Here is a 23,849-nt window from a genome sequence, read left to right on the forward strand (position 1 = left end):
TCCATTTTCCAGAAAAACCTGAATTAAATAGGCTATTTGCGGTATTCGACGAATCAACGTTTCATTTTTACAAGCGGTGCAGCAAAAGGAAAATCAACGCATTTCCGAAAAGCAGCGCTTAATTCCTGGCTTTAGCCTGCTTTTTTTGCAAAACCACTTCCATGGTATAATTTCCTCGTTTTGGTAAACGGATGCTTCCTCGATCTTGATCTATTTTGTTCCAGCGCTTGCCGTCAATCCGTACTTTTTTTATATCGTAATTGAGATCCTCCAATAACAAGGGAAACAGCTTTTCAGTAGTCGCTGAATTGATGTGATAAAACAGGGTAACAGGCTGCTCATTGACCCAATAATCCAGGTAGAGCATGTTCAAGAATCCGTTTTCTACAGCATGATAGGAAGTTTTTGTCACCACCCCTTTACTGCTGTTGATAAAATTACCTTGTTTATCCACACTCAAATAGGTTCCACCTTTTTGTTTATCAATAAAGTTATTGTTCCAGAAAGAAGCGCCCCTTTTAAAATTACTCAAGGATTCTTCCTCGCCAAAAAGGGCGTAAAGGTACAGTTGAAACATATTGCCATAGGCTTGCACCCACCAAGGGCTGTCATCGCTATGACTTTCCGGATTGTCAACTCTGAGTTTATGGTACCAAATCCCAGCGTCTTTGTCAAAAGCGTATTTTAAAAGATGCCCGTTCAGTCTTAAGGCCTCCTCCTTATAGTTTTCTTTTCCGGTAAGCGCATACAGGCGCATAAGCATCCAGGCCACTTCCACATTATGGCCTGTATTCATCATTTCGTTCCTTTGTTGAAGGGAATTCCAATTTCGATCGTAGCCCTCCATAATCCAGCCGCTTTTTCTATCCTTCATCTGGGACAAAGTCATCTCCAGTAGTTGTTCACTTTTCTGTAGGTACTTTTCCTCCCGCGTAGCAGCGTATAGGTAGAGTAAATAACCCGAAACAGGTGCCAATTGGGGAGAAAAAACCTTATTCGAGTTTTGGATACGGAAGTCTCGATTCAATCTTCGGAAATAACCACCGTCATTTTCATTATCCCAGGCATGGTTTTCCATAATGTCGATACTTTTGTCCAGGTAATGTTTCACCTCTTTATCCCGGGTTACGATATAATACATGGCCAGGCCAGTAATGGCATAGGCGTGCATGAACATATCCTTGTCCATAGAAACGGCATTTCCTGAGCGATCCAGTTCATGGAACCAGCCACCGTATTGGTGATCCCAGCCGTGTTTGATTAAATAATCAAAGGTTTCCTGAGCCAGTTCGAGGTAATTTTCATCTCCTGTTACATGGTAGCCCACTGCATAGGAAAAAAGATGCCGCGCGATCATGCCCGGATATTTCTCCTGCTTTTCCCCTACTTTCCAATCTTTATCGAGAAGGGTGTGGAACGATCCAAATTCCTTGTCCCGGGCAAAGTTAGTCCAGGGTTCCAGTACATCGTCTATTACCTGTTGTTTCCAATAATCGCCACGCATTAGATCCTGTGCATAAAGCGAATGGCTGATAACTAAAAAAAATGGGATGAAAATAAATGTTAAATAGGGTTTAAAAATCGGTTTCTTCATTTTCTTAAAATTACTCGTAATTAAAATCGCATTACCTTAGCGGTTCAAATTCAATACTAAATGTTTATGGTGCAAGAATCAATAGAGGATTCATTTATCTATGGAATTACGCTCCATAAGTACCCAAAACCAGTTGGATTTCTGGTTGGGTACCAGCTTATCCCAGGTCATATGCCAATATATTTATCATTGGTAGATTTGTCAATAACTTCCGCAGGATCCACAAGTTTGGCTTAAGCCATATAAGCATTGGTATTAAAAACTACTCAATACCCCCAAAAAACTCCTCCAAATCCAGTTTAAACCTCTTGATCACCTTGGATTCCACCACATCTCCTGAAGTAAAAAGCCGTGAGGGGATGTATTTTCCGTCGACAAGGCTGTAGATAAGCAAATCCTGCGTCTCGGGGTGGATGATCCAATATTCCCAGACACCGTTGGACTCGTAGAGATTAAATTTATATTTCAGTTCGACTTTACTATTACCGGGGGATAGAATTTCCACGATCAGGTCGGGGGCTCCGATACAGCCCCGCTCATCCAGTTTTTCGGTATCGCAAATCACGCAGATATCCGGCTGTACCACATCGTGGATTTCCTTATCCTCTTTAGATTTTTTCGGGAATCGGACATCAAAGGGTGCGGAATAAACCTCGCATATTTTTCCTTTTAAAAACCCTGCCAATCGATAGGATAATTCGACAGATACTTTTTGGTGAATCCTTTTCGGGGCAGCAGCTGCTTTTTTAAAAATTTTCCCTCTGATTAATTCTACCACTTCCTCCATCTGCCAGGTCAAGTAGTCGGCATAGGAATGGTTGGTGTATTCCAGATCCGGTTCTTTGACGGTATCGTCCTTTTTGGCATTCATGGAATAAATATAATAAATTCAGCCATTATTTGCCATCCTCAACCCACCTTTCGCCGCTTAGGAAATAGGGCAATGGCATCATCGATGATGCGCTGGGGATAGCCCAATCCAGCTCCGGAATCAGTCCCACATCCCGGGTCTCCACCATCCAGCGATCCATTTCTTCAGACATGCTTTTCACCCTGGCTTTGGAGGCCGACTGTTCGACAAGGCTATCTACCTGCCAGGGGTCTGCTCCTGTATCAAAGAATTGTTCCAGGGGTTTGGGTTCGTAAAATAGGGATTGAATTTCATTGGTATTCCCAGCCTCATAAGCCGCCTCATAGGCCCGCCAATTGGCTTGCACCTGGTAGCCGTACCAGGAATCCCTGCCCCTGGGTCTGTGGGGCATAAAGTATTGGATATAATAGTACTTTCCATCGGTCACTGCCCTGGAGAAATCATAGCGTTCGGTCATTCTATCCCTGAAAAAATGAACGAATTCAGGGGATTCAGTGGATTCCTTCCCAAAAAGGACCGTCCCTGCATGATAGCAAAATTGTACAACCGGCCTAATAGCCTGTCTTCATTAATATTTGGGAATGCGGTCAGGGGTACCAAGTACGATTACGAACAAAATGGTTATAGCAGTGATCATCCCAAGGTAAGCATAGAAAACCAAGTTGATGAGGATCAATCTGAAATAAGCATAGAACTCCCCAAAGGCGTATATGCCGGTAGTAGCATTGGTTTTAAGTTTGAAACTTTGCCTTAATTCATAGGATAATAACTTTTTTTCAGCGGTAACTCTTGTCAGACGGTTTAGAACCGTCAGACAAGTAATCACTTACGACCTGGGAGTCTCGCAATGATTAACATGCTGTTTTAAAAGTTAGCGGTTTAGCCATTCTGCTGTAGGGAAAAAATGAATCGCTTTGCTTTTACCTGTCTTCGACTGATTAAACCAACATTTTACCAATAACCTTTAGCATTTAATCCTGTATTAAAAGAGTTTTACTTTACAGGTATAAATTTTTTTAGTGTAATAGTGTTGTTTATTTTATTTATTATAAATAAATTTTTAAGAAAAATAATTATGAGTACTTTTACCCCCCCCCCCCGCAATATTTAAATCGGCCAAGGTTTATTCTATTCTTAGTTTTGGCATCTATCTTTGTTGAAGATTTAATTGGACAAACTGTAAATATTTCAGGTCCGACAACTGTTTGCCCTAATAATTTCCACCCAAGTGGGAACCCAAACCTTAATGGGCATAATTATATGATAATCAGGAAAAATTGGTGCGTACAGCAGAATCAAGATCGGGAAAAGTGAACCTGGATACAAATAATTTGCAACCTGGCACTTATTTTCTTCATATCTATAATGGAAAAGAAGTTTTGTCCAAACAGATAATCGTTAAATAGCTGGATTATGTTATGACCCAGCCAATAAAACTATAACCGAAATGTCACTATCAAAAAAATGTATGCTCTTCGCTTTAATGGGCTTTTTGATGATTGCCCAGAATAAGTTGAGTGCTCAATCTGAGCCGGAGACCGAGGCCGATATTTTCACGGCGAAAAACTCCGTACATGCCGAACTACTTGGGAACTCCGGTTTGTATGGCCTACATTATGGAAGGATTTTTCATCAAAAGGATAAGCTAAAGCTAGTGGCCAGTTTGGGTTTCTCTTTGCAATTTCAAAGAGAAATCCAACCCATTCACTCTGGCTATGTGATACCTATTTTCCCGGTGGAGGTTACGGCCTTTTGGGGAAGGTCTAGGCACCATTTGGAAGTAGGTATCGGCTATACTGCTGCGCTAAACAGACGCTTCATCTTTGATGAGAATTATCCAAATAACATAAGAGAACAGGTATATTTAAATCAAGCTTTGGTACCCAGGATTGGGTATAGGTATCAAAAACCAGAAGGAGGGTTTTTATTCAGGGTTGGATACACTCCCATTATTGACATTAGTAGTTCGAATTCCTCAGAAAACATATTCAATATTTTCCCATATTGGTTTGGAATCAGTTTAGGACATAGTTTTTAAAAGATGTCACTAGCCAAAAAAATATATTCTGCGCTCTCTTTTCTATCCTGAAAAGGTCTTGGCGGACAAACTATATGCCACCCCATAATACGGTTCGGCAATTGTGATTGTAGAAACCCTAAACATTGAAATGGGAAAGGACCTGAACTTCTTCAGACCGATTTCAGGCCGGTTCTTGATAAGGTAAATACAAATATTCGTATCCAAAAGGTATTTCAAAACGTTTCTCTTTGCTGGATGGGAGGTTGGTTTCGTCCTTCTTCGAAATAATCATCCGAAAATGAGGTAAGACTCTGCGTTACCATTTCCCATGAACTGGCTTTAGGGCTGAAAAATAGCGAGGATCCTATCCTGCGGATGTAGAATTGCTTTTCATCCGTATTGAATTCCTTTGGCAATCTGAGGGCCTGACTATTTCCACTCTTAAATACTTTAGCTGTCTTTTCCATAATCAATTCCGAAGGTTTTGTATATACGCATTAGTATACACAGATATACGAAATGAAACGAACCCAGTTGTTTGTAAATCAACGACTTTCCTGAAAATTCTCAGCCGGCAAAAAATATTTTTTTCGGTAGGACACAGGTAATTTTCAGATCCCTACTCGATATCTTCAAAAAACTCCTCCAAATCAAGTATAAACCCTTCGATCACTTTTGACTCCACCACATCCCCAGAGGTAAGCAGACGTGAGGGTACATAATTTCCATCAATCAGGCTATAGATGAGTAAATCCCGGGTTTCGGCATGGATAATCCAATATTCCTGCACCCCATTTGCCTCATAAAGCTCAAATTTATGTCTCAGTTCGGTTTTGCTATTGCCCGGAGAAAGGATTTCCACAATCAGATCAGGAGCTCCAATGCAGCCCCGATCATCCAATTTTTCCAAATCGCAAATCACACAGATATCGGGCTGAACAACATCGTAAATTTTTTTATCTTCTTTGGAAGACCTTGTAAACCGCACATCGAATGGGGCGGAATAAACCTGGCATTTTTTTCCTCTCATAAAATTACCTAACCTTAGAAATAGCTCCCCGGAAACTTTTTGATGAATCCTTTTCGGAGCAGCGGCCGCTTTTTTAAAAATTTTCCCCTTGATCAATTCGACCGCTTCATCCATCTGCCAGGTCAGGTAGTCGGCATAGGAATAGTTGCCGTATGCCAAATCCGGTTCTTCGACTATATCGGGTTTTTTGGTATCCATGATATAAATATACCGATTTTAAGCCTTTGAAGAAAGATTGACATCGTCCTTAAGGAAATTTAGCTCCTGATTTTCAAAAAAGGGCAAAAGGCCGGGTTTCGGGTACTTGTTACATCAGGAGGAAAAGTATACTCTGTATTTCATTAGGTGTAAAATAGTTCTATTCAGCCCCTATCATTTCCTTTCAATACACCTTTCTCCGTTTTGGAAAAAGTGCGATCGCATCATCGATGATGCGCTGGGGATAGCCCAATTCGGCGCCGGGATCACCTTCGGCAAATTCCTTTTCTTTAAAATGCTGCCAGTCTTCCAGTTTAAGGCGATCATCAGTATAACTGTATTGAAAAGCATTGAGGGCCTGGAGTAAAACGTAGCCGTTATCGGTAGCGTTTGCTTCCTTCATGATGGCTTCAAAGGCTGCCTCAGGGTCTCCACACACTCCAAGCGCCTGGGCAGCCATGATTCTATTGGCTGCAGATTCATCCTCCCGGATCATGGCCCTTAAACTATTCTGAATCCTGTCGCTTTGATCCGGATGAAGAAAAACCCCATAAGCTCCCCAATAACGGATGATGGGGTCATTCCTTTTCAAATACTTCAGTAAATGTCCAGCTTTATCAGCCGTAGCAGCCTTCGCTGCTTTCAGTATTTTCCGGATCTGATAATCCTTACTTTGCGCATATTCATAAAGGGTGGCATGTTTCTTACCTGTTCCTACCAGTTCATGAAACATGGGCTCCGGAATCAGTCCCACATCCCTGGTCTCCACCATCCAGCGATCTAGTTCTTTAGACAGGCTTTTCACCCTGGCTTTGGATGCCGGCTGTTCGACAAGGTTATCTACCTGCCAGGGGTCTGCCTCTGTATCAAAGAATTGTTCATGGGGTTTGGGTTCATAAAATTGGGACTGAACTTCATTGGTATTCCCTGCTTCATAAGCCGCTTCATAGGCCCGCCAATTGGCTTGCACCTGGTAGCCATACCGGGAATCCCTGCCCCTGGGTCTATGGGGCATAAAGTTTCGGATATAATAGTCCTTTCCGTCGGTCACTGCCCTGGAGAAATCATAGCGTTCGGCCATTCTATCCCTGAAAAAATGGACAAAATCAGGGGATTCAGTGGATTCCTTCCCCAGAAAGGACCTTCCTTGCATGATGGTAGGAATGTCACAACCGGTAATGGAAAGCAGGGTTGGTGCCAAATCCACAAAACTTACCAGGGATTCATCCACACTTCCGGAAGGCAGCGGCGACAAGTGTTCCCATTTTTCAGGAAGGTGTACCATCATGGGCACCTGGGTGCCTACATTGTAAATGTACCGCTTGGAGCGGGACAATTGCCCGCCATGATCCGAATAGAAAAAAACAACCGTATTTTCTGCAAGGCCTGCCGCTTCCAGTTCCTCCAACAATTCCCCTACCTGAGCATCCATCAAAGTGATCAGGTCGTGAAACCTCGCCCAATCTTCCCTGATTTCGGGTAGATCGGGGTGGTAAGGGGGCAATTCGATATCCGCCGGATCAATCCGGGGCTTTTCCGGGATCATTCCATTTTCTACATAGGATTGGATCCTTTCCTCGTTAAGCTGACTTTCGTGGGTAACCGTAAGATTGAAAACAGCAAAAAATGGCTGCGCCTCTTCCCTGTTTTTATAATGCGCATCGTTACTGGATTCGTCCCAAAGATCGGGGTCATTGATGAAATTGGAATTGTAATCTTTCTTGCTGTTGTTGGTACAATAATAGCCTGCCTCCCTTAAAATTTTAGGGTAGGCTGGAATCTGTTCCGGCAACTGCACCCTAGTGCGCATTTGGTGCGTGCCGGTGGTAGAAGCATACATTCCCGACAGGATGGTGGCCCGGGCTACCGCACAAACAGGGGCATTGGCAAAGGCATGACTATATTGGATAGACCTTTTGGCCAGTCTATCCAGGTTTGGTGTATGTGCCTGTGCAAAGCCATAGCTTCCCAAGTAAGGGCTGATGTCCTCACAGGTGATCCAGAGTACGTTGGGTCGGTCTGGGGTCATTTGCCGGGCCAGGACTCCCTTGCTGAGCAAAAGAATAAGCAGGACCAGCGATACCCTTCCAAAACGATCTAAACCAATCATTTTAACGTACTTCCTTCGATGGGTTTTGGAAATTCCCGCATGGGACTGTAGCGCAGGTAAGAATCAAACACTTCCGGATCGGGGCCTACTACCCGGGGATCTTCTGTTTCCCGTAACTCGGCCAGGAGGGCCTGCCTCAATTCCTCTTTGATTTCAGCATATTCCGGATCGTCGGCCAGGTTATTCATGCAACCGGGATCTGATTGGATATTATAAAGTTGCACTTCCGGATTTTTTTCGAAGGCTGCTTCAAAAAACGGCCGCACATCCTCCTCATCCCGGTTTTCTACCAGATAGGATTTGGTAGGAGCCGCATCCACATCGGTAAAGGCCCAATCGGAATGGTGCTCGCCCTCTTCGTCAATCCCATAAAGGGGCAGCAACTCGTTTTCGTTTTCCGGATCAATACGTTGGGGAGCTCCTGCCGGCCAGCGATCGGGTTTCATATTCCATATCAGCAAGTGGTCCTGGCTGCGGATGACCCGTTGTGGGTAGCCCCAATTTTGGTAACGAGATGCAGAATGACGTTCACGACCTGAAAAAGCATATTTCCTGGAGGGATCTATGTCACCATGCTCCTCGGACTCCAATAAATGCCGGAGACTTTTTCCGGTGATGGGCAACATGCCTTCATCACTGGTTTCGGTCAGATCCAGAATGGTAGGGGCTAAATCGATAAAATTAATGGGATCATTCACCACTCGCCCGCCTGGAAATGCCTGTGGATACCTGACAGCAAAGGGGACATGGATACCATAATCGTAGCCATTGGCCTTCGCTCTCGGGAAAGCCATACCGTTATCGGAAGTGACGATGATGATGGTATTTTCCAATTCGCCTGTTTCTTCCAGGTATTCCAACATGTATTGCAGGTGCTGGTCAAACCATTCGATTTCGACGGCATAGTCCAAAAGATCGCCCCTTACAATGGGGTGGTCGGGCAGAAAGCCGGGAACTTCCACATCGGAAAGTTTTTTATCGGTGCGTTTCCAGGAATCCTGCTCAAAGGCACGGTGGGGTTCCGTGGCACCGTACCAAAAGAAAAAAGGATCATCGGCTTCCCTTACATTTTCCATGAAATACTTAAAGTTTTCAAAATAATTCAGGGTATTTATCTGATTGGCAGGTCGGGCATCTCCTTCGGTTCCTGGTTCATAGCGGATATTGCTATGAGCAATTCCGGCAGCATCGGTTTCCCTCCATAGGGAGTCATTTTCATCCCGGGCATACCGGAAAGGGGAGACTCCCTTTCCGGTTCGACCCGTGATATAGCCATTTTTATCCAGCAAATCCACAAAAGGCACATGCTTCTTTAGCCAGGGGGCTGCATGCTGTCCGGATTGCTCGTTTTGCCAATGGTGGCGGCCGGTAATGATGCTGCTCCGTGAAGGGGCACATCCGGGTGAACCGGCGATACAATTGGTAAAATAAACCCCTTCCCTTGCTACCCTGTCAAAGGCAGGAGTCTGGACAAATTTACTGCCCGCAAAGCTGGTATGGGCAAAGGACTGGTCATCGCTGATCACAAATAGGATATTGGGGGAGCGTATCTCCCTTTCTTCCTCTGTGGACGAACAGGCAAAAATCAATGGAGCAGCAAATAGGGCAATTATTTTGAGCACATTTTTCATGGATTAGATGCTTGGTTTTAAATTTGTGGATTGTTAATTGGTTTTAATATAATCAAACATTTTGTTTTTCCCTATAGCTGTCAAAATAGAAGGATGTCACCCATTACTCGGCTGCATAGCCGGGATTTTGCGCCAGTTGGGCACCGGTATTCCTTTCGATCTCAGAAAATGGGATTGGGAACAGGTTGTGATACGGCTGTACGTCCACGCCGAAATTGGTCACATCGGGCCTGCCTTCGCAGTACCGGCTTGTTCGTTCGTAGAGTAGGCCCAGCCGGCTAAGGGTAAGGCGCCTTTTTTCTTCCACTCCGAGTTCACGCATGCGTTCATCCAAAATAAAATCGATGTCCACCTCTCCGGGACTTACCGGTCTGGCATTGGCTCTGTCCCTGACCACATTGATGTCGCTGGCTGCCTCTGAGGGTTGATTGTTGCCTATGAAGGCTTCAGCTCTAAGCAGATAGGTTTCGGCCAGGCGTATATGGTATTGGTCACTGTAGGTGGTTCCAGCTGTAGAAGAGTTCAGCAGTTTTAAGGTGGCATCTACATAGAGCTCTGGCGGATGTTGTCCAGGCGTGGTGACTTTGGATTGGTAAGGATAGAAATGCCTGATGGTATCATCCAAAGATCGCCTGAACAAGGGCATGTGATCGGATATGTTTTGACCGTACCATTCGGATTCCGGGTTGTTAAAGGCCACATCCCGGATAAAATTATGCTCCGAATTCCGCATGTCGTCCCAGTCGTAATGCCATATCCCATAATTGAAATGGTTTGTCCCCCTGAACCTGCCAATTCCCCGGCCTCCGGTATAATCCGATACGCCCTGGGACAGGAAAGGGGCAACTCCTGAGGGATCTCTGACAATAAAACTCCAGGGTCTGGGGGCATGGTCTCTTTCCAGTTGGGGGCCTATTTTTGAAGAGGAAGAAATGGCTCCTCCAGGAATGTCCACTTCGTATTGCCACACCCAAATTCCTTCGGTATTTCCTACGCCTCTGTTTTGGTTGTATCTCCTGAAAAGGTCCCAGTACACATCTCCAGGCTCACTGGCAAGGGAGCCAAATCGTTCGGTCATCAATGCCGTATTGGGATCATCAATGACCATACTGGCTGCTGTAATCGCATCGGTCCACCTTTCCAAAGACACATAAACCTCTGCTAAAATATGGTAAGCTGCCAGGTTATTGACCTCTCCATCCCTTACTGCGGTGATCCCAGGCAAGTTAGCGGCTGCAAATTCCAAATCTTCGGCGGCCTGCAGGTAAACTTCCTCGCGGCTTGCCCTGACATAATCTGTTTTGGGAGTACTTACTTCTTCCAGCTCGAGGGGCACTCCACCAAAAAGGTGGGCCAGATTCCGGTAGGCAAAGCCCCTGAACAATTTCGCCTGTGCCTCAATCAGTGTTTTTTCCTGATCGGTCATGACTGAATTTTCCATTCGGTTTAAGATGATGTTGGCACCTGATATCACCCGGTAGTATTGTCGCCAATGGAATTCCACCATTCCGCTGGTAGGCAATAAAGTGGCCAAATAAGAACCGAATCGCACATTGAGTTGGTTGGCTGCATTATACCCCAGGTCTGTTCCATAGATATAATCCAAAGGCCGGTGCTCTCCATCGGATAAAATCACCCTGGATTGGTCATAAAGCGCATATACAGCAGCATTGAAATCCGAAAAGGTAATGTAAGAATTTTCAGGGCTGGCAAAATCCAATGGGACTTCTTCCAAAATGGCAGATTCATCACAACTTGAAATCCCAATTACCAGAATGATCGCATAGAGTATGATATAATTGAATACTTTCATGATTCTTTATTTTAATGATTAAAAACTGACATCCAACCCTGCTGAAAAGCCCTTCATCACAGGCAAGCCAGAGGGATCCAAGCCGCTTCCTGTTTCAGGATCCCAGCCTACCCAATCTGTCCAGGTAGCCAGGTTTTTCCCACTTACAAATAGTTTCAGCCCCTGGATTCCAAACTGCTGAATAAGGTTTTGATTAAACCTGTATGCCAGGGTAACGTCCTGAAGCCTTACGAAACTTCGACTATCGTAAAACCGGTAATCGATACCCGCCACCTGATCCTGTGCCCTGTACTTGGCATCAGGATTGGACGGGGTCCAGTAATCAGCTTCCACAAATAGGTTAGACCTTCGTGCATTATCAGATTGCTGTAAACTTGGATTATTTGCCCCCAAATAACCATTCTTGCCTCCTTGAATGGAATTAATAAAAAAGCGGAAGGTGAAATTTTTATAGCTGAATTCATTCATCAATCCGAATCTAAAGGCCGGTTCGTTTCTGCCAATGATCACCCGGTCATTGGCATCCACTACTCCATCGTTATTTTGATCTATTATCTCATGGGTTCCTACAAAAAATCCCGGAGGGGGTTCTTCACCCAATTGAATGATTCCAGCTGATTCATAGTCATAAATGGAATTGATGGATTCTCCAATAAACAAGCCACTGCCGATCAAATCGTCTTCTACCCCATCCCCGTCAGCATCCAGGCCTAATAAAGAAACGATTCGGTTTCTATTGGAGGAAATATTAAAATTGGAATTCCAGTTAAATACGCCTGAATTCATTACATCACCTTTCAAAACGAATTCCACACCCCGATTAGCGATCTCACCAACGTTCGTAGAGATATTGTTAAAGCCCGTTATTTCTGGGATATTGATGCTGTAGAGCAAATCATTGGTGGTATTTTGATAATAATCCAAGGTACCAGTTAGGCGGCTATCGAACAAAGAAAAGTCAAACCCAAAATTATATCCTGTAGTGGTCTCCCAGGACAAATCTGCATTGGAAAGGGTGGTAACGCGCTGGCCAAAAATGGTGGATCCCCCTTCACCAAAAACATATGCCGGATACAAAGAGACCCTTGCCAGAGAAGCGTACCTACTGGTGAGGTTACCGTTGGTTCCGTAGGAGCCCCTGAACTTCAGGTAGCTGAATACGGATTGGTCCATAAAACCTTCTTCACTGAGCACCCAACCCACACCCAAAGAGGGGAATATCCCGAATTTGTTGTTTTCAGAAAACCCGGAAAAACCATCCCTCCGCACGGTGGCTGTGATCAGGTACTTTTCACTGAAATCATAATTGATCCGACCGGTTTGGTACAGGTAACTTTCATCCCAGGCGCTGGACTGGATCAACTGCAGCTGTCCCAGGCTGAGGTCATTGTATCCCAGGCCTAAATTAGCGTAGTTGGTACCATTTGCCTGAGTACTTTCATTTTTAAGCTCCCTTCGTCCAGCCACCATGGTCAGGTTGATGGTGTGATCGTTGTTGAAGGTTCTTCGGTAAGTTAATATATTATCCAAAGTCCAGTCATAGGCATGGTAGTTACGCTTAAAGGCTAAACCGGCTGCTCCGGCACCATATTCATTGCTCCTATAATGTCTCCTCCAGGTATAATTATTTCCGAAATTTACACGGAAGTTCAATCCTTCTATATAGGGTATTTCAATATCTGCGTAAACATTTGCAAATAGGTTATTCCTTTTGTCAAAATCATTGGATAAGGGACTCAGGAAGGGATTTGCGCGTATGGCACCATCTGGATTGAGGATGACATTACCCTCTTCATCAAAGGGAACAACCAGGGGAGGAAAAGAGGTGATATTTCCCATTGCCGGGATTTCGCCGGAATTATCTGCAAAGGAACCAAATGTCTGTACCCCAAAACGAAAACCTTCTAAAATTTGGTGATCCAGGTTAATTCTTGCGGTGATCCGTTCGAACTGATCGTTCATGATAAAGCCTTCCTGCTTGGTATAACCACCGGAAAGGAAATAGGAGGTAGCTTCGGTGGCTCCCCTGACACTCAAATTATGATTGTTTATAAAGCCTCTCTGGGTTGCGGCATCCCACCAGTCAAAATCTGTCCCGTTTTGAAATCCCTCAAATACAGCGGGTTCAAATAGGGCCGCCACATTGTAATCGGGGTTAGGTTGGGTATAATCTGGCGGAAGGTAGGACTGTTGCCAGTCCTGATCCCGGACTTTTTGAAGAAAGCCCTCCCTGTCCATTAATTCCGGTCTGTTGGTGGGGGTTTGGCTGGTGTAGGTTCCTGTATAATTAAAAATGGGTTTTTGTTCTACTTTGCCACTTTTGGTAGTGATCATGATCACCCCGTTGGCCGCCTGTGCCCCAAATATGGCCATGCTGCTGGCATCTTTCAGCACATCGATCGACTCAATGTCATTGGGATTCAGGTCACTTAGGCTTCCGGTAAAAATAATGCCATCCACCACGATCAACACGTCCTGGTTTCCACTCAGGGTAGTTCTTCCCCTGACGGAAATGGATGGATTCTGCCCTGCCCTGTTGACTTGTCCCACATTTAGGCCGGGAACTGAACCCTGGAGCGATTGGGCAATATTGACATTGGGGGATTCCCGGAATGCTTCAATATCTGCTCTTACTACAGAACCGGTTACATCTCTTTTCTTTTGGGTACCATACCCGATCACCACCACTTCCTCCAGGGATGAAGCATCCTCAGACAGACTGATGTTAATGGTGGTTTGGGAGCCGACTGCCACAGTTTTTGATTCATATCCAATGTATGAAAACACCAAGGTTGCTTCATCCGGAACGGTAAAGGAGTAGTTACCATCTATATCCGTAACGGTACCCGTGCTGGTACCAAGCACTGTTATCGAAGCTCCTGGTAAAGGCTCTCCGTTTTCATCGGTTACCTTTCCGGAAATATCAACCGCAAGATCTCCAAAATCAATGGTAACTGAAGTATTTCCTTTCTCAAGTATTCCGACATGAATATTTTCATTTACCTGGGTGAAACTTAGCGAAGCCTGCCCTCCAATAGCACTGAGAAGCTTATACAGGGAAATCCTGCGTTCATCAATATTGATACGCTTTTCCAGATCCAGCATATCATGGTTGTAGGTAAATTTAAAATCCGTTTTGGATTCAATGGCAGCAAAGAAGCTGGTTAAAGGGGCATCTTCCAGATGAATGGATACCTTTACCTGCTCAATATTTTTTCGTTGCGCATTTCCTGTATTGGCCAGCAGCACCGTACAAAAAAGCAACTGAATCAAGAAACCATGTAACATTCGCCTGGACAGCATAATAAGTTGTCTCCGTATATTTTTTTTCATAATATTGAATAGTTTAAGTGATTGATAACTTGAACGCTTGCCTTTATTTCCTGAAAACATATGAAGGCAAGTTCAGGCAGGACACCTCTCTCCCCAGAAAGGGTCCTGCCCTTGTTTTATCCAGTATCCAATTTTTTCATGTTTTTGTTATTTTGGGTTGTACAATGTTACTTTTCTGTTTTCTATATGGTATTGCATGCCAGAAGTGATAAATATCCCCCTTAATACATTTTCAAGGGTTTCCTCTTTGTAAATACCGGAATACTTCCATTCCCTGGACACTTTCCCATTTGAGCTTACTTCTACGCCGTACCAATTTTCAATTTTTCGCTTCACCTCCCGAAATGAAGCTGACCTGAAAACCAAAATTCTGTCTTTCCATCCGGTCACTTCCAATGAATCAAAGCTTGTTTTGGAAAATTTCCCATCTTCTTTGATGGCCAGCATTTCTGCAGGGTTTAACCGAACCTGATTGCCCTTCTGGTCATTTACCTGCACTTTGCCGCTTACCAAGGCTACGGACAGGTCTTTGTCCGCCTCTTTTACATTGAAAGAGGTACCTAGGACTTTAATTTCGGTATTTTTGGCAAAAACACTGAAGGAAGACCCATTCTTTTTGACTTCAAAAAAAGCTTCCCCTTTCAATCTGACCCAGCGATCTCCCTGATTAAATGATTTCGGATACTCCATTTCACTGCCGGAATTGAGGAATACCCTGCTGCTGTCTGCCAGAGTAATGATAGATCTTTTTCCCAGAGGGACCGTTCTCCTCACAGTGATTTCTTCCTTTTCGACGGGAACTTCCGGTTGCACTCCCACAATCATATGGGAATGGACCATCCAGCCACAAAACCCAAAAATCAGGATGGCTGCAATATTTTTAAGGGGATAGAACGAAAACCAGGATTTATTTTTGAGTTTCCTCTCAGGTATTGGATGTCCAGCTTTGATAATGTTCTCAAAGCTTTCCACATACATTTCATCTGAAAGTTCAGGAGAATTGGCATATTTAACAGATCTTATGATGGATGCTGCTTCTAAAACCATATCTCTCTTTTCAGGATGTTGTTGCAGCCACTTTTCCCAAAAATGCCGGGTGTTTTTATCCGGATTTTTCACCCATTGGATAAAAAATTCTTCTAAAAGAAAATCAATGATATCGTAGTCCTTATACTTCATTTTTAATTTAACCAGTCTAAACAATCGGCTTGATTCGTTATTATTTTTGCAAAATGTCTTTTAAGGTCGCCAAACCGCGGTAAATGATTTTTCTTGCCGATTTTACTTCGCTGAACTCCATGGTATCAGCAATTTCCCTGTAACTCAACCCCTCTTCATACAGTAATAAAATGGCCTGCCTTTGCCTGGTTGTAAGCTCAGTTAAGGCCTTTTTGATTTTTTGCCTGCATTCCTCATCCCTTTCCCGATGTATCAATACCGACTCATGGGATAAGGTTATCGGGAAGTAGTTATCGTTTTGATCCAAACCATCCTTTCCTAATTTTGAATCCTTTTTCAGTTTTCGGATAATTTCCCGCTGCAGGGATTTGAACAAATACCCCTTTATATTTTGAACGGTACTCAAGCTGCCCCTTTTGTCTCGTAACTGAATAAAAATATTTTGCACACAATCCTGGATCAAACCGGTATCACAGGTGATCTGGGAGCCGTACCGGAACATGCTTTTTACATGAATTCTGTAGATATAATTAAAAGCCAATTCATTTCCCTTGTCAAAAGCGGACCATACCTCTTCATCTGTTTTGTTCTCAAATTGCAGCAGAGAATCATTTTGCTTCAAAGACAAAACCAGGTTGGTTGGGGATAAATTTTCCTTCTTTTGGGGTTTCATTGGGTTTAATAAATTCGGCTTGCTATGGTAAGGAGTACCCTTCCATTTAAAATGACCCCATAATATTGTAAAAATTTAAAAAAAATTTGAGAATTATAAAGGTTATTTTAACAATTAATAGAATTTCCTACCGATTGCTATCGAAGTTGGACGCATAGATTTTGATACGGGGGAGATTAAATTGAAATCAACTCGCCTTTTTGTGTTCCCCCCTATGGCTTTGGTCAAAAATATAAAAGCCAGGATGGCCGGATATTCGGGAAATTTTCAGGAATTGAAATGGCATAGGGACCTTATCTTTTTCAGGACGATTTCAGGCTTCGTTTTGATAAGGTATATACAAATAATACATAAAATGGCACGAAATAAAAGCAAAACAGGTTTACTGTAAATTAACTGCTTGCCTGAATTCTTTTAGCCCGCAAACGAATACATTTCTACCGGGTGGAAGAGGGAAAGGTTAAAACACTACTCGATATCCCCAAAAAACTCCTCCAAATCCAGTTTAAACCGATTGACTCCGCCATATCGTGAGAGGTCAGCAAGCGCAAAGAATGGTATTTTCCGTCGATAAGGCTGTAGATCAGCAAATCCAAAACACCCATCATCAAGCCCTGAAAGTAGTCCGCCCATTCAAACCTGTACTGATCAATGGTACCCGAAGCTCAAACGGGCCTATGGGAATGCCTGGTGCTTCACTTCCTGTTTGTCTGCTTTTCCAATTAATACGTAGTCACCATCCAGCCGATCGGCATAGATTTCAATAGATCACTAACTACGTGCAGTTATTGAGGGGGTAAGACAAAGCATTACCAATTCCACAGTAATTGTTTAGCTCAAGTGGAAAAGTTGTGCCGCATTACCGCCGAGTATTGCTGCCTGCTCCTGTGCCGAGAGGTGCGAAAGATACCCCAGCAGGTCTTGACGGTAGCCGTGGTAGGAATCTGGTGTTGCATCTCCATTAAACCCTCCGCCATAAATCATCCGCTTGGCGCCCCAGGCGCTGGTCAATTGGCGGATGATCGGCCGTATATCCTGATGCGGATAGCGCTCTTCTGTAGGAATCGACGAAAGCTTCATCACCGTGTTGGGAAAGTCAGCCCAGCGTATTACCCTGGCATGCTCCTCCGGTGATCCCTGAAACGGACGCCCAAGATGGTCGATGATCACAGTGGTGTCAGCGAATTCCCGAATGTAAGGCTCGAAGCCTGGAGCATAGCGGGGTTCGAAATGCAGTTGCACAGCAACCCCGGCATCGGCTACACTACGCCACCATTTACGGAGTTCCGGTTTCCCAAACGGGGGCAACCGATCTGGAGCGTAAGCATGAACCCGGGAGGCAATAATTTTCCCTTCGCGATCCTTTAAAAATGATGGCATGGCAGCCAGCGATTTCGGCCGGTCAGCAAAAAACAGGCAGGTACCCTTCAGTCGACCCCCACCAACTTCCAGGCAATGGTCCAGGTAGCGATGGTCGTCCTGGTAGGGTTCCGGATGGACGACAATCGCGTACGATACCCCTGCGCCTTCCATACAGCTCAGCAGATGTTCCGGGGTGGCAGCGGAAACGGGTCGGTAAGGTCCATTGGGATGATACGGGAATTCCTGACTGTCAGCGCCAGCAAAACAGTGTAGATGGGTATCGACGACCGATGGATTATTCCGGGTCTTATCCAATCCCGACATCGAGGTCAGCGCAAGGCCCGCAAGTGATCCGCCTAAGATACCCAAACAGTCACGGCGGCTGATGCCATTGATCGGGTTGCTTCGTTTTGACGGGCTTCGTTGCCCGCCGAAATAAACGGCTAATGAGTCGTTAGTGGTGGCAAAAGGTTTCATTCTCAAGGCTATATGGGTTTGGGATTACATGAGTAAAAGTTACTACAGTCTTGTTTAAAAGCCAAATAAATAGAAGAATGAACCGGTATTAATTTTTTCTTAGCAAAGCATTTGGCTTGAGTAGATACACACGTACTGTTTCAACGGGTTTATCGGGATTCATCCATTATTCCGCCCCTAAACCGGACGCTGTCCCAATTTCAATTCCCGTTTACGTCAAAGATAATTTGACAGGTGCTTTTTGTTGGAAACGTTTCGGATGCTGCGCTGCTTTTTTTTAAAGACCTTACCTTCAATCAGTTCCGGCCACTCTCTTGTGTTCCGGGTTAGGTAGTCGACCAGGGATGCCGGGTGTAATCCCAATCCGATTCATTCACGGAATCGGATTTTTTGGCTCCAATAGAACAAACGAAGTGATTTTCGCACATAGAAAGCGGACCAGTTGGGTGAAAAATGCCTTTACGGATGCGATCAAGACGCTCAGACCGCCCGCCGTCGGTAGCGGTTGCTGCCAGCGCATGCATCGAACCGGGCATCTGCTGCCTCCATGGGTATCGCTAAACAAGCACAGCGAAATCCGGCAATAAACCGGGCATGACTACGTGTACGGCATAGTGCGATAGCTGCAGGTAAAAGGGGTTTCCCGCACGCACCTGCCTTTCCATAAAGTTGATACCCCTTCGTGTGATGGAGGCGCTACGCTTGGGATCATTGGTAAGAAATACCGCCTCCCATTTATCGTCCTTTCCGGTCATTAAATTGCCGTGTGCATTCCGGATATCGCCGTCGCTTTCGTCAAAGCCCAAATCTTCGGGGAAAATTTCCGCCCGCAAATCCCATTTACCAAAGTGTGCGGCCCGGTACCGGGCATCAATGCCTTTCAGCATCGATGGAATGGTCAACTGGGGAGCATTCGACCGGGGATCATGCGTAGCCGGGAAGGTCTCGTCCCCCAGCCTCGCGGGCGTTTGTCCAAATAGGATGCTCCTTCGGGTAGGCGAGCAAATGGCCGCAGGCGCATAGGCACGAGTAAAGCGCATCCCCTCCCGGGCCAGGCGATCCATGGAAGGCGTTTCAAAAAAATCGCTTTTGGATGCCGGAATACGGTCGTCCATGCCGATGGAAGTGCTACTCCACCCCTGGTCATCGGTGAGGATAAATATGAAATTGGGAGGATTTATCTGTTTTGAAGTCGAAAAGCTGCTACTAGCTGCCGTGCACAGCAACAACAAAAGGGGAAAAACAAAACAAGCATTTTTCATGATAAGTAGATTTGCCTATAATTTGGTTCATTTTGATCAAAAAACAGTCCTTCACCCTACTCTTTAGCGGATGGATCTGGCTTTGTATCCCCTACCCTAATTTTCCGTTCCAGAAACTACTCCCTAACTTGTTGTTTTTCCGATTCGTATATTTTATATGAATTAGTTTGTTCTTTTCAAAAGAATCATCTGAAAGAGTATCTGGTATTCTACCAAAGTTCTTCTCCGTAAGACCATCCTTCGCGAACAGGTTCTTTAATATATGCATCTAGCTCTGGACGACCAATGGCCTTCATGTTTTTTTCGTCGTATTTAATGGTTCCGCCAAACCGTTGAGCAAGTACACCAACCAATCCCATTTCGGTTAAGTCTGCACCATAATCGAAGTTTGAGCCCGGTAAGGTGTCGTTTTTAATGGCAGCCACCCACTCTTGTACGGGTTTTTCTTCTTCCACTCTTGGAATGGTTTCTGCTGGTTTATTCTTTTGGAAATCGATCCATTCTTCTTCAGGAACAAGTAACCGGGGATTATTTGGACGACCTCCATGGTAAAGTGTCTTTTTCGAACCAATCATGATCATCCCATTTTCCGGCATTTCTTCAAGCCCATACTCCTCCTTCAATTCGGGTTTGCCCATGCCTTCAATCCATTTCATGGTAACAGGTGGTTTCGTACCGCGAGCTCCAAATTGCCAGGTTATCGTTGATTCCTGTGCAATCATACTATGATCAGGAACTTCAGGGTTTGGTATCACTGCATCTACGGTATGTGGCATGCCCAGATCCAATGCCCAAAAAGGAGCGTCTAAGGTATGACAACACCAGTCGGCCATTGCTCCGCTACCAAAATCGTAAAAAGTTCTCCATGACTTAGGTGCATATTCATTATTAAAAGGACGATCAGCTGCGGGACCTTTCCATAAATCCCAATCCAATTCTTTGGGTACTTCATGTACTGGAAATGGGAACCCCTCCGGCTTCGAAAAATATCCATCCGGACTAAAAGTTGTTGGGCCTCCCCATCTAATTACTTCTTTTACCTCTCCAAGAACACCTGCATCATACCATTCTTTTACTAATCTGATTCCGTGGGTTGTATGCCCTTGATTTGCCATTTGCGAAACAATACCATAATGTTTTGCTGCTTTTTTCATGGTACGGCATTGCCAAATATTATGCACCAGTGGTTTTTCGACCAATACATGTTTCCCAAGTTGCATGGCAGCCATTGCCGCTGGGAAATGGGTGTGGTCAGGCGTAGCTATCATAACGGCATCAATTTCGTTGGCCATTTCGTCAAACATCCGCCTGAAATCTTTGTATTTTTTAGCTTTAGGCACCGTTTTGTAGGCATTTTCAGTCATTCTGTCGTCAACGTCACACATGGCCACAATATCCTCTACGGCAACCTGGCTCCAACTCGCACGACCTCTGGCTCCTACACCAATCATTGCAAAACGCAATTTTGTACTTGGCGGACGTTCGATAAAATTAGGAATAAATAATGCTCCTAAACTGGCTGTTGAAGCTGATTTTAGAAACGTTCTTCTTGTTGATTTCATTATATTCTTTGATTTGGGTATAACTTGACTATCTAATTTAAAAATCCAAATTAGTGATTTTTGAGCGAATTTTAGCACCGGCAATAAAGCAAAAGCTATTTAATCGTAGCCTATTTGGTTTAACTTCAGTCAAATCACCTAATTTTTTTGACTTTTGGGCGTAAAATGACTGTGATTTGTATAGGTTGAGTTAACAGAAGAAACCTCAACCATATACTCCTGGGTTGATCCTCATATTTTTTCCTCTTTCCTTTTTTGATGCCACTTCGATCAGCTTATCAATTTGCTCCCGGTCGGCTTTGTAACAATGATCTTCATATAATTTTATTTCTATTTGATGTCCACATCTGGTTATTTTGGCCGGATATCGAGATATTCCAGTCAATAAATGACTGGTGTTCTTTCTGTAAGGCCGGAAAGGATATAATTTTGACTTTTTAAATGGATTCCCACAGTTCCAATCCTCGGGGGAAATTAAAACTGCAGATAGACCGGCCGAGGTCTTGGATAAAAATCTATATTTAGTACTCAGTAAACAGATCCACTGGGATGAGCTGGTGAACATGTACAACAAACGAAACTCACCTAAAGCAACCGGCAGGCCTGCCCTTTACCCAAGAGTCTTGATCGGAGCAGTGATTATTAAGCATACCGAACACCACCTAAATAGGCTGTCCACTTGGTTCCGCGAAAAGTAAAATTAGGCCTGTGGTAAGTATCATCAATTTTATCATTGTCATCAGCCCTACTATTGGTGGTCTTTTGCAGCTCCTCCTCGGGATGGGTTCCCACAAACTGGGACCCGTTATCGCTGGCAAATAGCATGATGGTGTTTTCCTTAAGCCCCAACCTTTCCAGTTCATCCAAAAGTTGTCCAATATAATGATTCAATTTGTGTACATAATCGCCATAAAGTCCAGCTTTGGTTTTACCAATAAAACTGGGATGCACGGAAAGAGGAATATGAGTAATTTAAGGGGAGAAATAAAGAAAAAAGGTTTACTACTTTGTGCGGTTTTATACACTTGAAGATAATGGATACTCTTTTCCGTCAAGTAAGGTAAAAAGTCTTCCAATGGAATTTTTTTTAGGTCTTCTGTCCAGGTCGCCGCTTCAATCGTATATAAATCATGCAGGATAGCCCCCATAATCCTATTGTCGTTAAAAATCCAACTTGGAACATTTTTGGCTGGGTGTAAATTATTGGGAAGGCAATAATCCCAACCGAAGTTTTAAAGCTCATTTAGTTATAAGTAGCATGGTAAAACTATTTTGGATTTATATGTTCCTCCTGGCAGGTTCGGACCATCAGCAAGAGGGGCCAGACGACCAGCATGTCATCTATGTAAGCAGTATTAGCTGGCATACCGGGATAGTGGTGCCGGGATACGTTTTCCCTGATAGCCTGTGGAGGGAGGACCATAACTTTGCAGCAACTTCTTATCTGGAAATTGGATGGGGCGATAGAGATTTTTTTACCCACGAAGGGTTCAATCTCTGGTTTGCATTTAAGGCTGTATTTTGGCCTACTTCTTCAGTACTGCATATTAATCCCATCCATGGGCGGGTAGAAAACCATTATTTCGATACGGATGTGGTAAGGATAACACTCAATGAGGAACAACTTCAAAGGCTCAGGGGCTATCTTGTGGCGGAACTTGAACTGGATGAAAATGGGAAAATAATTCCAGTCGCAGAAGGCATATATCGTGCAAGTAATTTTTACAAAGGAAGCTCATCCTACTATTTTCCAAACAATTCAAATGTTTGGGTAGCAAGGGCGCTTAAGAGGGCAGGCTTTTCAATCGGCCCAATCTGGCACCAAACTACCGGAAGCATATTGAACAAAGTCCAGGATTTTGGTGATCTGGTGGTGGAAGGTGATTAGAAGAACATGTTCGCCTGGCTTTCATCTTTTCCAGGATTGAAGGTGATTATAAACATCAGTGGTTGATCGTCATAGGGATTTTCAAATTCGAATACTGAATCTAGAGGCTCACCCGGCTGGCTGATTTTTTGCTCGCAGACAAATCTTTCCACTTGAAATTGATATAAATTCCACTTTCCTTTATCGCTGGCTTCAAGGTGGAATTCATTATCGGTGTTTTCCATCTTTAATTTTTGCTCTTGGATAAAAGCCCCGGACATTCTTGCCGCTTCCCAGGTATTTATGGTACTGAAAATGGCATCGGTTACCCCATTTTGAGCCAGCTGGTTAAGCTTCAGGTTAAAGGCAAATCTGGCATCAAAACCTGCTGCCCGAGCCAGGTAACCATTCGGTGTCTTCAATACTTGTTTGTGCATTCATACTAAACCATCCCAGCATGGCGGGGAGCAGGTTGCGCCGGTAATAATCTTGGTTCATCAATCTGTACTGGGTTTGACTTTCCCGAATCCCTTTCGGTATGGCCACAGCTTTTTTAAAAATCTTCTCTTTGATCAGTTCCACCACTTCCTCCATCTGCCAGGTCAGGTAGTCGGCATAGGAATGGTTGGTGTATTCCAAATCCGGCTCTTTGACAGTATCGGGTTTTTTGCCTTCCATGGAATAAATATACTGAAAATAACTAAAAAATTAACAATGATATTAAACACCTTTAGGAATTTGGTTGACATTATATTTTTGTAAAAAAAACAAAGCTTTGAACTACTATCCCCCTCAAAATTTTTCAAATTCTTCAGACTTTTTGTATCTTTAGAAAGCAATTTTTGTACTGTAACTTACTAAAAAATA

Annotated in this window: 20 protein-coding genes and 1 pseudogene; 4 read left to right on the top strand and 17 right to left on the bottom strand. The window is 44.1% G+C overall.

What is annotated here, in order from left to right; all coding sequences use genetic code 11:
• Window positions 1–118: 118 nt before the first annotated feature.
• From GL182_RS07100 to GL182_RS07110, 3 genes are all read right to left on the bottom strand, one after another.
• On the bottom strand, window positions 119–1,594 hold the full coding sequence (locus GL182_RS07100; protein ID WP_163378942.1) for an AGE family epimerase/isomerase: 1,476 nt from the start codon (window positions 1,592–1,594) through the stop codon (window positions 119–121).
• A 262-nt stretch (window positions 1,595–1,856) separates the two neighbouring features.
• A complete protein-coding gene (locus GL182_RS07105; RefSeq protein WP_163378943.1) occupies window positions 1,857–2,465 on the bottom strand; it encodes a Uma2 family endonuclease in 609 nt (202 codons plus the stop codon).
• A 25-nt stretch (window positions 2,466–2,490) separates the two neighbouring features.
• A complete protein-coding gene (locus GL182_RS07110) occupies window positions 2,491–2,922 on the bottom strand; it encodes a hypothetical protein (RefSeq protein WP_163378944.1) in 432 nt (143 codons plus the stop codon).
• 15 nt (window positions 2,923–2,937) lie between these two features.
• On the opposite strand from GL182_RS07110, the gene GL182_RS07115 reads away from it, so the two are divergent.
• From GL182_RS07115 to GL182_RS07125, 3 genes and pseudogenes are all read left to right on the top strand, one after another.
• Window positions 2,938–3,219, top strand: a complete 282-nt coding sequence (locus GL182_RS07115) for a hypothetical protein (protein WP_163378945.1) — start codon at window positions 2,938–2,940, stop codon at window positions 3,217–3,219.
• Between the two features lie 514 nt (window positions 3,220–3,733).
• A pseudogene (locus GL182_RS24480) lies at window positions 3,734–3,871 on the top strand (T9SS type A sorting domain-containing protein); the annotation flags it as partial.
• A gap of 41 nt (window positions 3,872–3,912) precedes the next feature.
• Window positions 3,913–4,503 carry a hypothetical protein gene (locus GL182_RS07125; protein WP_163378947.1) on the top strand — a complete coding sequence of 197 codons (591 nt, stop codon included), beginning with the start codon at window positions 3,913–3,915 and terminating at the stop codon, window positions 4,501–4,503.
• A 215-nt stretch (window positions 4,504–4,718) separates the two neighbouring features.
• Here the strand turns inward: GL182_RS07125 and GL182_RS07130 are convergent, their stop codons facing one another.
• From GL182_RS07130 to GL182_RS07185, 12 genes are all read right to left on the bottom strand, one after another.
• Window positions 4,719–4,952 (bottom strand): antitoxin, encoded by a 234-nt coding sequence (locus GL182_RS07130; protein ID WP_163378948.1) that lies wholly within the window; start codon window positions 4,950–4,952, stop codon window positions 4,719–4,721.
• Between the two features lie 152 nt (window positions 4,953–5,104).
• Window positions 5,105–5,713, bottom strand: coding sequence for a Uma2 family endonuclease (locus GL182_RS07135; RefSeq protein ID WP_163378949.1), 609 nt, complete (start codon window positions 5,711–5,713; stop codon window positions 5,105–5,107).
• Window positions 5,714–5,897: 184 nt separating this feature from the next.
• Window positions 5,898–7,823 (bottom strand): sulfatase, encoded by a 1,926-nt coding sequence (locus GL182_RS07140; protein ID WP_163378950.1) that lies wholly within the window; start codon window positions 7,821–7,823, stop codon window positions 5,898–5,900.
• Window positions 7,820–9,454, bottom strand: coding sequence for a sulfatase (locus tag GL182_RS07145; protein ID WP_163378951.1), 1,635 nt, complete (start codon window positions 9,452–9,454; stop codon window positions 7,820–7,822). The genes GL182_RS07140 and GL182_RS07145 overlap by 4 nt, the downstream gene beginning before the upstream one ends.
• A 103-nt stretch (window positions 9,455–9,557) precedes the next feature.
• Complete coding sequence (locus tag GL182_RS07150; RefSeq protein ID WP_163378952.1) at window positions 9,558–11,267, bottom strand: RagB/SusD family nutrient uptake outer membrane protein; 1,710 nt, start codon at window positions 11,265–11,267, stop codon at window positions 9,558–9,560.
• Window positions 11,268–11,285: 18 nt separating this feature from the next.
• Window positions 11,286–14,600, bottom strand: a complete 3,315-nt coding sequence (locus tag GL182_RS07155; protein ID WP_240469716.1) for a SusC/RagA family TonB-linked outer membrane protein — start codon at window positions 14,598–14,600, stop codon at window positions 11,286–11,288.
• A gap of 147 nt (window positions 14,601–14,747) precedes the next feature.
• Complete coding sequence (locus GL182_RS07160) at window positions 14,748–15,779, bottom strand: FecR family protein (protein WP_163378953.1); 1,032 nt, start codon at window positions 15,777–15,779, stop codon at window positions 14,748–14,750.
• 40 nt (window positions 15,780–15,819) lie between these two features.
• Window positions 15,820–16,452 carry an RNA polymerase sigma factor gene (locus GL182_RS07165; RefSeq protein ID WP_163378954.1) on the bottom strand — a complete coding sequence of 211 codons (633 nt, stop codon included), beginning with the start codon at window positions 16,450–16,452 and terminating at the stop codon, window positions 15,820–15,822.
• Window positions 16,453–17,283: 831 nt separating this feature from the next.
• Window positions 17,284–18,291, bottom strand: a complete 1,008-nt coding sequence (locus GL182_RS07170) for an amidohydrolase family protein (protein WP_163378955.1) — start codon at window positions 18,289–18,291, stop codon at window positions 17,284–17,286.
• 557 nt (window positions 18,292–18,848) lie between these two features.
• On the bottom strand, window positions 18,849–19,553 hold the full coding sequence (locus GL182_RS07175) for a sulfatase-like hydrolase/transferase (protein ID WP_163378956.1): 705 nt from the start codon (window positions 19,551–19,553) through the stop codon (window positions 18,849–18,851).
• Window positions 19,554–19,762: 209 nt separating this feature from the next.
• A complete protein-coding gene (locus GL182_RS07180; RefSeq protein WP_163378957.1) occupies window positions 19,763–21,115 on the bottom strand; it encodes a Gfo/Idh/MocA family protein in 1,353 nt (450 codons plus the stop codon).
• Window positions 21,116–21,757: 642 nt separating this feature from the next.
• Window positions 21,758–22,066 carry a sulfatase-like hydrolase/transferase gene (locus tag GL182_RS07185; protein WP_163378958.1) on the bottom strand — a complete coding sequence of 103 codons (309 nt, stop codon included), beginning with the start codon at window positions 22,064–22,066 and terminating at the stop codon, window positions 21,758–21,760.
• Window positions 22,067–22,397: 331 nt separating this feature from the next.
• On the opposite strand from GL182_RS07185, the gene GL182_RS07190 reads away from it, so the two are divergent.
• Window positions 22,398–23,003, top strand: a complete 606-nt coding sequence (locus GL182_RS07190) for a DUF2459 domain-containing protein (protein ID WP_163378959.1) — start codon at window positions 22,398–22,400, stop codon at window positions 23,001–23,003.
• Here the strand turns inward: GL182_RS07190 and GL182_RS07195 are convergent.
• Both GL182_RS07195 and GL182_RS24445 read right to left on the bottom strand, forming a co-directional pair.
• On the bottom strand, window positions 23,000–23,404 hold the full coding sequence (locus tag GL182_RS07195; protein ID WP_163378960.1) for a hypothetical protein: 405 nt from the start codon (window positions 23,402–23,404) through the stop codon (window positions 23,000–23,002). The genes GL182_RS07190 and GL182_RS07195 overlap by 4 nt on opposite strands.
• Window positions 23,361–23,660, bottom strand: coding sequence for a hypothetical protein (locus tag GL182_RS24445; RefSeq protein WP_205603598.1), 300 nt, complete (start codon window positions 23,658–23,660; stop codon window positions 23,361–23,363). The genes GL182_RS07195 and GL182_RS24445 overlap by 44 nt, the downstream gene beginning before the upstream one ends.
• Window positions 23,661–23,849: the final 189 nt, after the last annotated feature.

The organism is Cyclobacterium sp. SYSU L10401, assembly GCF_010993705.1.
In the GTDB taxonomy this organism is placed as follows: domain Bacteria; phylum Bacteroidota; class Bacteroidia; order Cytophagales; family Cyclobacteriaceae; genus Cyclobacterium.